General features: G+C 63.8%; 12 protein-coding genes. 9 read left to right on the top strand and 3 right to left on the bottom strand.

Translation table 11 applies throughout. The annotated features are described in order from the left end of the window. Positions 1 to 66 precede the first annotated feature (66 nt). The 5 genes from VGN68_RS18175 to VGN68_RS18155 all read left to right on the top strand — a co-directional run bounded on the left by VGN68_RS18175 (position 67) and on the right by VGN68_RS18155 (position 5,294). Positions 67 to 702, top strand: coding sequence for a 50S ribosomal protein L25/general stress protein Ctc (locus tag VGN68_RS18175; protein ID WP_327478754.1), 636 nt, complete (start codon positions 67 to 69; stop codon positions 700 to 702). 149 nt (positions 703 to 851) lie between these two features. Beyond that, positions 852 to 1,421 (top strand): aminoacyl-tRNA hydrolase, encoded by a 570-nt coding sequence (gene pth, locus VGN68_RS18170; protein ID WP_327478752.1) that lies wholly within the window; start codon positions 852 to 854, stop codon positions 1,419 to 1,421. Positions 1,422 to 1,733: 312 nt separating this feature from the next. Continuing rightward, the gene (locus tag VGN68_RS18165) at positions 1,734 to 2,729 is read left to right on the top strand and encodes an SDR family oxidoreductase (RefSeq protein ID WP_327478750.1); all 996 of its coding nucleotides are present in this window, start codon (positions 1,734 to 1,736) and stop codon (positions 2,727 to 2,729) included. Between the two features lie 144 nt (positions 2,730 to 2,873). Continuing rightward, a complete protein-coding gene (locus VGN68_RS18160; protein ID WP_327478748.1) occupies positions 2,874 to 4,751 on the top strand; it encodes a PhoX family protein in 1,878 nt (625 codons plus the stop codon). A 153-nt stretch (positions 4,752 to 4,904) separates the two neighbouring features. Continuing rightward, positions 4,905 to 5,294 (top strand): DUF4087 domain-containing protein, encoded by a 390-nt coding sequence (locus VGN68_RS18155; RefSeq protein WP_327478746.1) that lies wholly within the window; start codon positions 4,905 to 4,907, stop codon positions 5,292 to 5,294. 4 nt (positions 5,295 to 5,298) lie between these two features. Here VGN68_RS18155 and VGN68_RS18150 read toward each other — a convergent pair whose 3' ends face one another. Then, entirely contained in the window at positions 5,299 to 5,967 is a 669-nt protein-coding gene (locus VGN68_RS18150; RefSeq protein WP_327478744.1) for a CAP domain-containing protein, read from the bottom strand. Positions 5,968 to 6,098: 131 nt separating this feature from the next. Here VGN68_RS18150 and ychF point away from each other — a divergent pair, with 131 nt between their 5' ends. The 4 genes from ychF to VGN68_RS18130 are packed head-to-tail and all read left to right on the top strand — an operon-like array spanning position 6,099 to position 10,520. Further along, the gene (gene ychF, locus VGN68_RS18145) at positions 6,099 to 7,196 is read left to right on the top strand and encodes a redox-regulated ATPase YchF (RefSeq protein ID WP_327478742.1); all 1,098 of its coding nucleotides are present in this window, start codon (positions 6,099 to 6,101) and stop codon (positions 7,194 to 7,196) included. A 22-nt stretch (positions 7,197 to 7,218) separates the two neighbouring features. Then, positions 7,219 to 7,527 carry a hypothetical protein gene (locus VGN68_RS18140; RefSeq protein ID WP_327478740.1) on the top strand — a complete coding sequence of 103 codons (309 nt, stop codon included), beginning with the start codon at positions 7,219 to 7,221 and terminating at the stop codon, positions 7,525 to 7,527. Positions 7,528 to 7,575: 48 nt separating this feature from the next. After that, the gene (locus VGN68_RS18135) at positions 7,576 to 8,898 is read left to right on the top strand and encodes a hypothetical protein (protein WP_327478738.1); all 1,323 of its coding nucleotides are present in this window, start codon (positions 7,576 to 7,578) and stop codon (positions 8,896 to 8,898) included. A gap of 56 nt (positions 8,899 to 8,954) precedes the next feature. After that, on the top strand, positions 8,955 to 10,520 hold the full coding sequence (locus tag VGN68_RS18130; RefSeq protein ID WP_327478736.1) for an alkaline phosphatase D family protein: 1,566 nt from the start codon (positions 8,955 to 8,957) through the stop codon (positions 10,518 to 10,520). Here VGN68_RS18130 and VGN68_RS18125 read toward each other — a convergent pair. Continuing rightward, positions 10,517 to 11,314 (bottom strand): DUF1206 domain-containing protein, encoded by a 798-nt coding sequence (locus VGN68_RS18125; protein ID WP_327478734.1) that lies wholly within the window; start codon positions 11,312 to 11,314, stop codon positions 10,517 to 10,519. The two genes, VGN68_RS18130 and VGN68_RS18125, sit on opposite strands and share 4 nt — an antisense overlap. Before the next feature lie 64 nt (positions 11,315 to 11,378). Next, entirely contained in the window at positions 11,379 to 12,131 is a 753-nt protein-coding gene (locus VGN68_RS18120) for a hypothetical protein (RefSeq protein ID WP_327478732.1), read from the bottom strand. Positions 12,132 to 12,285: the final 154 nt, after the last annotated feature.

The following is a 12,285-nucleotide window of genomic DNA, read 5'->3' as shown; positions in this document are numbered from 1 at the left end:
GCCGCTTCCGACCATGGTCATCCCTGGAGGCGTGGCGGACTTTGAAACTTTTCTCGGAGAAAAATGATGAGCGACCAGCTGGTGCTGTCGGCCGAGACGCGTGATCGGGGAGGCAAGGGAGCCTCGCGTGAACTGCGTCGTAATGGCCGCGTCCCCGCCGTTGTCTATGGCGGCAAAGAAGAACCCCTGATGATCCACGTCGAAGAAAAGCTGCTGATGAAGGAGTTGATGACGGGTCACTTCATGAACTCGGTCGTGATGATCGACGTCGGCGGCAAGCAGATTCGCACGCTGCCCAAAGACGTCGCTTTCCACCCGGTCAAGGATCGTCCGATCCACGCCGACTTCCTGCGCATTTCGAAGGATTCGAAAGTCCAGGTCGCGGTGCCCGTGGTGTTCATCAACGAAGAAGCCTCGCCCGGCCTGAAGCGCGGCGGCGTGCTCAACGTCGTCCGCCACGAACTCGAACTGATCTGCGACGCCGACAAGATGCCCGACGACATCGAAATCGACGTCACCGGTTATGATGTCGGCGATTCGATCCACATCAGCGCGATCACGTTGCCCAAGGGTAGCGAAAGCGCGATCACCGATCGCGATTTCACCATCGCCACGATCGTCGCCCCCTCGGCGATGAAGTCGAGCGAAGGCGACACGACGGTCGATGGCGGCGAAGCTGCTGCCGAAGGCGACGAAGCCTAAACGCTAACCATCTTGGCCCCTCCCCTTCAGGGGAGGGGTTGGGGTGGGGTTTTGCGGGGCAGCGCGAGGCCGATGGCCCACCCCGCTGCGACTAGGCAGTATGCTGCCAAGTCTCGCTGCCCCTCCCCTAAAGTGGAGGGGATTTTTCGATGCAGCTCTGGGTCGGCCTCGGCAATCCCGGTCCGCAATATGCGATGCACCGCCACAATGTCGGCTTCATGGCCGCCGACGTCATCGCCAACGTCCATGATTTCCCGGCGCCCGCGAAGAAATTCCAAGGCTGGATCCAGGACGGACGCATCGGATCGCAGCGCATCCTGCTGCTCAAACCCGGCACCTTCATGAACGAAAGCGGCCGCAGCGTGCGCGCCGCGCTGGATTTCTACAAGCTCACAGCGCCCGACGTCACCGTCTTCTACGACGAGCTCGACCTGGTGCCGATGCAGGTGAAGGTCAAGCGCGGCGGCGGCGCGGCGGGACATAATGGCATCCGCAGCATGATCCAGCACATCGGCGAGGATTTTCGCCGCGTCCGCATCGGCATCGGCCATCCGGGCCACAAGGACCGCGTCACCGGCCATGTGCTGGGCAATTATCACAAGAGCGAAATGGAGCCACTCATCGACCTGCTCGGCGCGATCGCGGCCGAAGCGAAGTGGTTGGCGGACGGCAATGACGTTCGTTTTCAGAGCGACTTGGCGCTGCGTTTGCAGCGATAGGCAGTGGCTCGAAACGACCAATTGTGGACGTAGGAGATCCTCCCCGGAACGGGGAGGGGGACCACCGCGAAGCTGTGGTGGAGGGGCACAGGCGGTTTACGCGGCGCTGGACCGGATGGGTCACGCTTTTCCGGAAACCTCGCCGCGGAGCACTATCTCTGAATCAAGGCAAACCGATGGTGCCCCTCCACCAGCTTCGCTGGTCCCCCTCCCCGTTCCGGGGAGGATCGGCGGCGCCAGCCGCCCACCTCAAAGCCGCCGATTTGGCAGCCGATGCCAACTAGGGCATTATGGTTCCGAGAGGAGCCAGTCATGACCAACCGCCATACGCCCAGCCGCCGCCAACTCATTGCCGGAGCCGCCGCGCTGACCGCCACCGCCCCTGCCCTGCTGCAAGCCGCAACCCCTGCGCCAGCGCCGTCGCTCAAAGGCCGAACCGTCTTGATCACCGGTGCATCGAGCGGCTTTGGCCGGGTCGGTGCGCTATTCTACGCCCGGCTTGGCGCCAAGGTTATCGCCACGATGCGCGGCCTGCCGCGGCCCGAAGCGGAAACGCTCGCCGCCGAAGCCGCGAAGGACAAGCTAGACCTGCATATCGTCGAAATCGACGTCACCAGCGATGCCTCGGTCGCGAGCGGGACCGCCAAGGCGTTCGAAATCGCGGGTGGCGGCATCGACACGCTGATCAACAATGCCGGAATCGGGATCACCGGGCCGGTCGAGGTCCAGGACATGGAAGCGACCAAGCTGATCTTCGACACCAATGTCTTTGGCATCCAGCGGATGCTCCGTGCCGTGCTGCCCCAGATGCGCGCCGCGAAGAGCGGACAGATATTCAACATATCGTCACAGCTGGGACGCGTGATCGTCCCCGGCGGTGGCCATTATTCGGCGACGAAATTCGCGGTCGAGGCCTTGTCCGAACAGCTTGCCTATGAGCTGGTGCCGCATGGCATTGAGGTGACGGTGATCCAACCCGGCGGCTATCCGACCAAGGTCTGGGTCAATCGCAACGCCTATACCGGCGCGCTGAAGCAGCGCAGCGATGCGGCGGTGCTCGAAGCCTATGCGCCGTTCACCAAAGGCATGGGGACCGAGGATGGCAGTGGGCGCAGCGCCGACCCGCTCGACGTCCCGCGCGCGATTGCCGAGATCATGGCAATGCCCGCGGGCAAGCGCCCGCTGCGCCGCGCCGTCCATCCGGGCAACAAGCCGCAGGAGGCGATCAATCGCGTTTCCGCCGAGGTGCAGGTGGCATGGCTGGGCGGCGGTGCGTTGGGGCCGCTGATCAAGGCCGTCCACGACTGACCGCCGCTATGTCATTAGAGTGTCATGCAAATCCTGCCTTTCTGACTTGGTGAAGCCATTGAGCTGACACCTCCCACTGCCATCGGTGCGCCACCCAAAGCCGGACAAGCCAGTCCGGGGCTCAACCGAAAACAGGGGGACTGCATGTCACATCTTACCGACGAAGCCCGCGCGCCTTATCGCGGCGAAACTGCTAATGTTCCGGCGCCCGATAGCCTGGAGGCGATCGTTGCGGCCAATCCGACGCGGCGCTCACTGCTGAAAAACGGCCTGCTCGGGCTGTCGGTGCTGCCGACCATGGCGCTGGCGGCGTGCGGCGATACGAGCGGCGATCCCACGGTAACGCTGCCCCCGACGTCCGGCCCGACCCCCACACCGACCCCGACCCCGCCCGCCACCAGCTTTGCCGTGACCTTTGCCGCGGTCGCGGCGAACCAGAATGACGCGGTGACCGTGCCCGCGGGCTATACGGTCGATGTGCTGCTCAAGGCCGGCGATTCGGTCGAAAGCGGTGCCGCCTACACCGGCAGCTTCCCGACCCCGGCGGTTGCCGAGAAATGGGCCGGCGGCAATCATGATGGGATGGAATATTTCGCTTTTCCGGGGGTCGACGCCAACAACCGCGGGCTGCTTGCGATCAATCACGAATATCCCGACCTCAATATCTTGATGTCAGGCAGCTACAACGCCGCGACCGCGACGGCGGACCAGAAAGCGCTGGTGCTATCCGCGGTCGGTATCAGTGTTGTCGAAATCGCCAAAGGCAGCGACGGCAAATGGGCGGTGCAGGCCGGATCGACGTACAACCGCCGATATACGGGCAACAGCAGCTATCGCGTCGGCGGACCCGCCGCGAGCGTCGTCGCGGGACCGATCAAGGGCATGCTCAACAATTGTGCGAGTGGACGGACTCCGTGGGACACGTATCTGACCTGCGAAGAGTCGACCGACAATTATCTCGACCCGACCCAGCCCGCGAACGGCTATGGCTGGGTGATCGAAATCGACCCGCGGCGCGAACTGGCGCAGCCGACCAAGCGCACCGCCATGGGCCGCTTCGACCACGAAAATGTCGCGTTCATGGAAAACAGCGACCGCCGCACCGCATTTTACATGGGCGACGATGCTACCCCCGGGTGCATTTACAAGTTCGTGCCGGACCGTGCCTATAGCGCGACGAACCGCGCGGCGAACACCGACCTGCTCGATTCCGGCACGCTTTATGTCGCGCGCTTCAACGGCGACGGCACCGGCGAATGGCGCGCGCTGGTTGTCGGGCAGAACGGCCTGAGCGCCGGAGCGTCCGATCCCGGCAACACCAGCCAGAGCACGACCCCGCCGGCACCGACGATCGTCAATTTCAACAGCCAGGCCGATGTGCTGATCAACTGCAAGTCGGCGGCACGCGTGGCTGGCGGCACCGTGATGGACCGCCCCGAATGGATCACCGTCGCGCCCGACAACAGCGCCGTGTTCGTGACGCTGACCAACAACAGCGGCCGCCGCGTCACCGACCCGATGAACCCGCGGGTGAGCAATTTGCACGGCCACATCATCAAGTTCAGCGAACAGGGCAATTCGCCGCTGGCGACGACCTTCCGCTGGGAAATCTTCCTGCTCGCGGGCGATCCGTCGCTGGCCGCGGGGGGCAGCAACCTGACCGGCAATATCAACGGCGACACCTTCTCCAGCCCCGACGGGCTGCGCATCGACCCACAGGGCCGGATGTGGGTGCAGACCGACCATAGCGTCCCCGGAAATTCCGGCGTGTCGGGCCGGACAATCGACCAGGCGTTTGGCCACAATGCGATGTTCTATATCGACCAGGTGACGAAGCAGTCGAAACGCTTCCTCGTCGGCCCGCTTGGCTGCGAGATCACGGGGCTTGCCTACACCCCCGACCTGCGCACCTTCTTCGTCAATATCCAGCATCCGACGGGCAACTGGCCGGTGGCGGGGCAGCAGCCGCGCTCGTCGACGATCGTCGTGCGGCGAACCGACAACCAGCCGGTCGGCAACTGATCCAGGCAACGCCCGCTCCCTTCACCCATCGGGAGCGGGCGGCAGCCGGCATACCGGTGCACACAACCGATTTGGGATCGCAGCCGTCCGTGGCATGAAGGGTGCGGGAAGGATGTGCTTCGGTTGCCGTCGCCACCTGCCCGGGAGATGTCGATGCGAATGCTGCACACCATATCACTGACGCTGGCGATCGGCCTCATCGGCCACAGCGAACTGGCCGACGCCAAACCCGCTGCGCCGCGATCAGAAAAGCGGTGCGGCTGGATCGATAATCCGACCCCCGCCAATTGGTGGCTCACCGACGCGGCCGGGCAATGGACCATCGGCCTGCAGGGCGGCCATCAGGCGCCAGGTTTGAACAGGCTGCCCGACATGCGAGCCAAAGGCTGGGTCGAGACCAACGGGTCTTACGGCTATGGCTGCGCCTGTATGCAGGTGATGACTGACGAGCCCACTGGCCGGATCACGCGTATCTATTCCGCGACCCCGCTGCCGATCCAGCGCTGCATCGCCGACAAGAAATTGCCGCCCCGCGATCGTTAACGGGTCAGCGCGGCGGCGGCGCGGCTGGTCGTTTCGGTGGCGGTGGCGGTGACCCATCAGGGGTTTGCGACATCAGCATCACGCACATCGTCCGGTGGACGCGGTGGGTCCCGCACGCGACTCCGGCGTAGCGATGCGTCGGGCGAAGCAGGCTGTGACGATGACCGCGGTCGGGAACGCCATCGTCGATCAGCAACTGATGCACCACCCCCGCGGCACTGTGGTGACCATAGGTGATCACTTCGTTGACATAGGGGCCGCCGCCACGCGCTTTCATGCGTTCGCCCGGGCCATTGCCCCGGGTGTAGTGACCGACGGCACCCGACCGCGACTGGACCGCGACATGATCAGCGGCGGCGCGCGCCAGCATGTCGCTCTGCTGCAAGCGCGGCAGCGGCTTTTCATGGCGCAGATCGCGGATCGCCTCGTCAACCGCGGCGACGCCTTCGTTGGTCATGATGTGGATTTCGCCATCGTCTTCGGCGACCAGCAGCTTGCCCTCGAACCGCGGGCGATAGCTGCGCAGGACATCGGTGTACGCGGCGGGATCGCTGCGAAAGCGATTGAGTTCAGCGAGCACGCCCGCTTCGAAACGGCTGGGCGCGGCGCTGGCAGCGACCGCGCCCAGCCCCAGCACGAGCGCGGTGGCCGTCCATCGGGAGAGTGTCGTCATGGCGCCTACGATAAAGCCGCAAGGCTGAACCGTTCGCAACGATAATCGGGCGCGTCAAAAGCTGGCGTCGCGGGCGACTTGGCGCTAGGGGCGCTGCAACCCCGGCCTCACGCCGGATTGACGGAGTTTTTATGGGTTTCAAATGCGGCATCGTCGGCCTGCCCAACGTCGGCAAGTCCACCCTGTTCAACGCGCTGACCGAAACGGCCGCGGCGCAGGCGGCCAATTACCCGTTCTGCACGATCGAGCCGAACATCGGCAATGTCGCGGTCCCTGACGCGCGGCTCGAAAAGCTGGCCGCCATCGCGAACAGCAAAAAGATCATTGCGACGCAGCTCGCCTTCGTCGACATCGCCGGGCTGGTCCGCGGCGCGTCGAAGGGCGAAGGGCTGGGCAACCAGTTCCTCGGCAACATCCGCGAAGTCGATGCCATCGTCCACGTCCTGCGCTGTTTCGAAGATGACGACATCCAGCATGTCGAAAACAAGGTCGACCCGGTCGCCGATGCCGAAACAGTCGAAACCGAATTGCTGCTGTCCGACCTCGAAAGCCTCGAAAAGCGCGTCCCCGCCTTTGTGAAAAAAGCCGCGCAGGGCGACAAGGAAGCCAAGATCGCCGCATCGGTGCTCGGCCAGACGCTTGAGCTGCTGCGCGAAGGCAAGCCCGCGCGGTTGACCGAACCCAAGGATGAGGAGGAAGCCCGGGTGCTGCGCACGGCGCAGCTGCTGACCTCGAAACCCGTGCTCTATGTCTGCAACGTCGACGAAGGCAGCGCGGCGAACGGCAATGCGTTTTCGGAAAAGGTGTTCGCCAAGGCGGCCGCTGAGGGTGCCCAGGCAGTCGTCGTATCGGCCGCGATCGAAAGCGAGCTGGTGACGATGGACATGGCCGACCGGCTTGAATTCCTCGCCGAAATGGGCCTGACCGAAACCGGCCTCGCGCGCGTCATCCGCGCCGGATACGAGCTGCTCCACCTGATCACCTTCTTCACCGTCGGGCCGCAGGAAGCGCGCGCATGGACCGTCCACACCGGCGCCACGGCGCCCGAAGCCGCGGGCGAAATCCACAGCGACTTCCAGAAGGGCTTCATCCGCGCCGAAACCATCGCCTATGACGATTATATTGCGCTGGGCGGTGAAGCGCGGGCGCGCGAAGCGGGCAAACTGCGCGCCGAGGGCAAGGCTTATGTGGTGCACGACGGGGATGTGATGCACTTTTTGCATAGCTAAGGTCCGTGCTAAAGCAACCGGGATGCTGCGACACCTGTTCCTGACCCTGTTTCTGATTGGCTTGTCGCTGTCGTCGATGACAGCGCCGGTGCAAGCCGAAACCGCTGAGGCTGGCTGCCATGGCGCGATGCCGGTCGACACCCCGCATCATCAACCCGACGCCGACGACGGAAAGACCGCCGGGCATGTCTGCATCGGCTGCGTCGCCAGCACGCCGACTTCCGTCGCCGCTTCAACGACGCCCCTTCCTCCGCTCGTGCCGACAATCCAGCCGATGGCGCGGCTCGTTGGCGCCAATGCGCCGCCCAGCATCCCACCACCCCGACCCTGACACCCGCCAAACCGAACCCCGATTTTCCGATCCTGTCAGGACGATATTATGTTGAAAACGCCTTTGCTGGCGGGCGCTGCTGCGCTCGCCCTCCTCCCGCTGTCCGCTACCGCGCAAGACCATAGCGGGCATGATCCGCACGCGGGGCATCAGATGCCCGCCGCCGAACCCAAAGCCGCCGACCCGATCGACCATCGCGCGATGGACCATAGCGCGATGGATCACAGCAACCCGGTCGCCCCCGCCGAAGGATCGGGCACCGCCCGCCTGCCCGCCAACGAGGGCGGCCACTCCGGCCTGCACATCGACGCGGGCGACGACTGGATGGTGATGACCCACGGCTTTGCCTGGGGCGTCTATACCGACCAGTCGGGGTCGCGCGGCGACGACAAGGCCTATGTCCAATCAATGCTGATGCTGTCGGGCGAAAAGCAGACCGACGGGGGCCGCATCCAGCTGAAATCAATGATGAGCCTGGAGCCGCTGATGTCGAATTTCGGCTATCCCAATCTGTTCGCGACAGGCGAGACGGCGGGCGGCGAGCCCTTGGTCGATCGCCAGCATCCGCATGACCTGTTCATGGAGCTGGCGGCACGGATCGACGTCAATGTCGGCGATGATGCGCGGCTGTTCGTCTATGGCGGTCCGGTCGGGGAGCCCGCGATCGGCCCCAGCGCCTTCATGCACCGCAGCAGCGCGCGCTATAATCCCGAGGCGCCGATCACCCATCACTGGTTCGATTCGACGCACATCACCTATGGCGTCGCAACGCTGGGCTATGCGACGCCTGCGATCCAGATCGAAGGGTCGGTCTTTACCGGCCGCGAGCCCAATGAGGAACGGTGGGGTATCGAAACGCCGCGCTTCGACAGCTGGTCGCTCCGCGGCACCTGGACCCCGTCGCGGGCGCTGGCGATGCAGGTCAGCCACGGTTTTCTGAAGGAGCCCGAGGCGATCCACCCTGGCGAGAACGAGCATCGCACCACGGCCAGCGTTCATTGGAACAACGGCGGCGGTCTGTCGGCGACCGCCGCGTTCAGTGCCAAGAACCGCGACCCCGGCGCCACGCTGACCGCTTGGCTGGCCGAGGTGAACTGGAACATCGACGATCATCACACATTGTTCGGGCGCGTCGAAAATGTGAAGAATGACGAGCTGTTCCCCGACCATGACGATCCGCTGCATGATGTCCCGTTCCGGGTGAGCAAGTTTCAGGCGGGCTATGCCTATCGCCTGCCCATCACCGGTCCGCTGAACCTCGCGCTTGGCGGCAGCATCGCCGCGTTCGACAAGCCACGCGCGCTCGATGCCGCCTATGGCAGGAACCCGATCGGCGCGACGGTCTTTGCCCGATTGAGCATCGGTCATTGATGTAACTTATGGCTGGGCTATCGAAGGTTAGCGATTCGCGCCAACGGAGCCCAGCCATGTATAACCGCCGCCACTTCCTTGCCGGGGCGACCCTTGCCGGCCTTGCCGCGCCGGCGATCGTCCGTGCGCAGGGCCTCTTGCGCGACTTTCCGTTCAAGCTGGGCGTCGCGGCGGGTGATCCAGCGAGCGACGGGTTCGTCATCTGGACCCGGCTGGCGCCCGAGCCGATGGAGCGTCACGGCGGGATGCCGCTGACCAATGTGCCGGTCGAGTGGGAGGTCGCGAGCGACACCGGGTTTCGCGACGTGGTGGCCAAAGGCACCGAACTGGCGCGCCCCGAACTCGCGCACAGTGTGCATATCGAGGTGGCGGGGCTGCTGCCCGATCGTCCCTATTATTACCGCTTTACCGCGGCGGGCGAGCGCAGCCTGCGCGGGCGCGCCCGCACCCTGCCCGCCCCCGGCGCCAAGGTCGACTCGCTGAAATTCGGGGTCGCCGGGTGCCAGCATTTCGAGTCCGGATTTTACGGCGCCTATCGGCACATGGCGCGCGAAGAGCTGGCGTTTGTCTATCACTACGGCGACTTCATTTACGAATATCAGCAGAATTATCTGTTCGACGACGGCCTGCCGATCCGCCCGGTGCGCCGATACGAGCAGCGCGCGTTGGTGGACGTCACCGATTTCCGGGCTGCTTACGCGCAGACCTTGATGGACATCGACCAGCAAGCGGTGCGTTCGGTCCACGCCCATCTGTCAAGTTTCGATGATCATGAGATCATCAACGACTGGGTGTCCGACATCGACAACTGGTCGCTCGACCTGCCCGGCAACGACCCCGACGCGCCGTCGCCAGAGGTGTTCATGCTGAAAAAACAGGCGGCGATGCAGGCGTGGTACGAACATATGCCGGTACGCAGGGCGCTGTTGCCGCGCGGCGGCATGGTCGCGCTGAACCGCGAGTTTCGCTATGGCGACCTGATGGCGATGCAGCTGCTCGACACGCGGCAATATCGCGACGACCAACCCTGCGGCGATGGGTTTAAACCAGCGTGTGCCGAGGTGTTCGCAAAGGAAGCGCAGGTTCTCGGCCGCGCGCAGGAAGACTGGCTGAACCGGAATATGGCGAAGGGCGGCGCGACGTGGAACGCGCTGGCGCAGCAGGTAACGATGATGTCGCTCGACCGGCGCCGCAAGCCCGATGAGCCCCAGAAGATTGTCAATCTCGACAGCTGGGGAGGCTATGAAGCACCGCGCGAGCGGATGTTGTCGCGGCTGGCCGGGCTCGACAATTGCGTCGTGCTGACCGGCGACGAGCATCAGAATTTCTGCGGCGACCTGGTGTTGAAGGACAAGGTCGTCGGCGCCGAATTTGTCGCGACCTCGATCTCGAGCGGCGGCGACGGCAGCGACCGGCGCAATGGCACCGACGAGTTTCTGAAGCGCAATCCCGAGCTGAAATTCGCCAACGACCAGCGCGGCTACCTGATGTGCGAGGTCGGCCGCGAGGCGTGGCAGACGCATTTCATGGTCGTCGACAAAGTGACGACGCCGGTGAACACGCTGTCGAAGCGCGCGACGGCGGTGGTCGAGAATGGCGTTGCCGGGATCAAGATGGTTTAGCTGGCGGCGGCCTTGAGCCGCCCGACGACATCCTCATCGCGGATACGGCGCCACTTCGCTTCGACAAAGCTATGGACGCCGAACAGGAACAGGCCCGCGGCGACGAGCAGATAAAGTTCGCTATGTTCGGTGAGCGCCGACAGCGCATCGCCAAGCCCTTTGACCTCGCCCGCCGATCCAAACCAGCCCGCACGGATCAGCGACACGCCGATAACGGCAAACACCACCGCGCGCGCGGCGAGCCCGGCACGGCCGACGGGGACGACCCACGCGGGCGCATCGGCGGCAACGCCCTGCATGAATTCGGTGGTCCACGCCTTCATCGCCTGATGCGCAGCCGCGGCGAGAAAGCACAATCCGATGGCACCGAGCAGCGTGCCGCCCAGCGGCATGTCGAGCAGCATTCCGGCTGCCGCCTGTTCCTGCTCGCCATTACCGGCCGCGGCCTGGCCCGATGCGAGCCTGACGGCCGCCCAGGCCAGAACGAAATGCGCAACACCGCTGGCGGCGTAGCCAATGCGGATCGCGATGCCTTTGGCTTCGTCGCCCTTGCCCTCGCTGTCGAGCGCGGCACCATACAGGCGATAGGCGCCGTACAGCGCCAATCCAAAGGCGAGCAGGCCGAGCAGATAGGCACCACCGGGCATATCGCGAACCGAACGGAAGACCCCTTGCGGGCTGGCATCTTCGGCGTTGCCGCTGGTCAACGCAAAAAAGGCGAGCAGGCAATACACCACGCCCCGCGCGCACCAGCCTACACGGGCAAAGGTTTCGAGGCGGCGCAGTCGGTTCATCGGGGTCGCTCCTGTCGGGATGTCGTCAGGCAACGTCCCGGCGCGAGCGCAGTTCCCTGGGCGGCTATTTCCGGCCGAACAGTCGCTCGACGTCGTCCATCGCCAGCTTGACCCTAGTCAACCTCTTAGAGGTGCCCAGTTTTCCGCCCAAGCTGAAGTGAGAATGTCCGATATGGGGTTGGAAGCGGAGCCCCCTCACCGCTCGGTCAGGGCACTTTTTCGACAACTGCCAATTCTTTGATGAGCAAAGAGAGCAATTCGTTCTGCTGCGCCGAAAAAAAAAAGGCTTAACCGGACGGCAAGGCGGCATTGTAAGCGCAGCTTGCATCATACTGAGCGACTTCGCTCTCATGATCGGATTTTTAGCGACCGCCACATATCCACTCGCTGCCTCAACGTTGTTAATCGCGGCGCATTTTGCAAGCGAAGCGGCATCCACAACAACCATGCTGTGAGCTATTCCCCAATCGGCGATTAACTGATCGAGGGAGAACGGGAATGGTTCGCCATTCTCTATTTGCAAGCAGCCCTCCAATGCGGGCATCAACAGTTGGCTATTGGGGTCACGCTCATTCTGTTCTGGGGTTTGGGCATCGCGCCGATGCAGATGATACTCGGCGTATCCGCGTGTTTCTTTCGGGTGCCGTGAAAGTGTGCAGGACAACAGCTGCTCGTAATCACCATTGCTGAAGGCGCGCGGCTTTGCGTTCCAATCCAGCTTGGCAATCCCCTTGCGCTGCTCGGTCATCGTAGGGGACTGCGCGGCAGCTGGATTTGCAATTGCAATAGAAAGCATCGCCAAAAACATCTTGTTCATTACCCACCCCGCTCTAGCCGTTCGCGCCTCTGGCCCCGTGACGAGCCGAAGCGAGACAATTTTTTTCCATTACGCCAACTTGGGACGGAAACAATTGGTCCTGTGCAGTCATCAACCATGACCACCTTAGCTCTCGACGATAAGCGACCAAAAT

This window comes from Sphingopyxis sp., from assembly GCF_035998965.1.
Lineage (GTDB): Bacteria > Pseudomonadota > Alphaproteobacteria > Sphingomonadales > Sphingomonadaceae > Sphingopyxis.
This window is presented reverse-complemented; position numbering and strand designations above follow the sequence as displayed.

Excerpts from the sequence above, each read along its gene's own strand:
- VGN68_RS18165 (WP_327478750.1), top strand. The coding sequence starts at position 1,734 with ATGACCAACCGCCATACGCCCAGCCGCCGCCAACTCATTGCCGGAGCC.
- pth (WP_327478752.1), top strand. The coding sequence starts at position 852 with ATGCAGCTCTGGGTCGGCCTCGGCAATCCCGGTCCGCAATATGCGATG.
- VGN68_RS18175 (WP_327478754.1), top strand. The coding sequence starts at position 67 with ATGAGCGACCAGCTGGTGCTGTCGGCCGAGACGCGTGATCGGGGAGGC.
- VGN68_RS18135 (WP_327478738.1), top strand. The coding sequence starts at position 7,576 with ATGTTGAAAACGCCTTTGCTGGCGGGCGCTGCTGCGCTCGCCCTCCTC.
- ychF (WP_327478742.1), top strand. The coding sequence starts at position 6,099 with ATGGGTTTCAAATGCGGCATCGTCGGCCTGCCCAACGTCGGCAAGTCC.
- VGN68_RS18130 (WP_327478736.1), top strand. The coding sequence starts at position 8,955 with ATGTATAACCGCCGCCACTTCCTTGCCGGGGCGACCCTTGCCGGCCTT.
- VGN68_RS18150 (WP_327478744.1), bottom strand. The coding sequence starts at position 5,967 with ATGACGACACTCTCCCGATGGACGGCCACCGCGCTCGTGCTGGGGCTG.
- VGN68_RS18120 (WP_327478732.1), bottom strand. The coding sequence starts at position 12,131 with ATGAACAAGATGTTTTTGGCGATGCTTTCTATTGCAATTGCAAATCCA.
- VGN68_RS18140 (WP_327478740.1), top strand. The coding sequence starts at position 7,219 with ATGCTGCGACACCTGTTCCTGACCCTGTTTCTGATTGGCTTGTCGCTG.
- VGN68_RS18160 (WP_327478748.1), top strand. The coding sequence starts at position 2,874 with ATGTCACATCTTACCGACGAAGCCCGCGCGCCTTATCGCGGCGAAACT.
- VGN68_RS18155 (WP_327478746.1), top strand. The coding sequence starts at position 4,905 with ATGCGAATGCTGCACACCATATCACTGACGCTGGCGATCGGCCTCATC.
- VGN68_RS18125 (WP_327478734.1), bottom strand. The coding sequence starts at position 11,314 with ATGAACCGACTGCGCCGCCTCGAAACCTTTGCCCGTGTAGGCTGGTGC.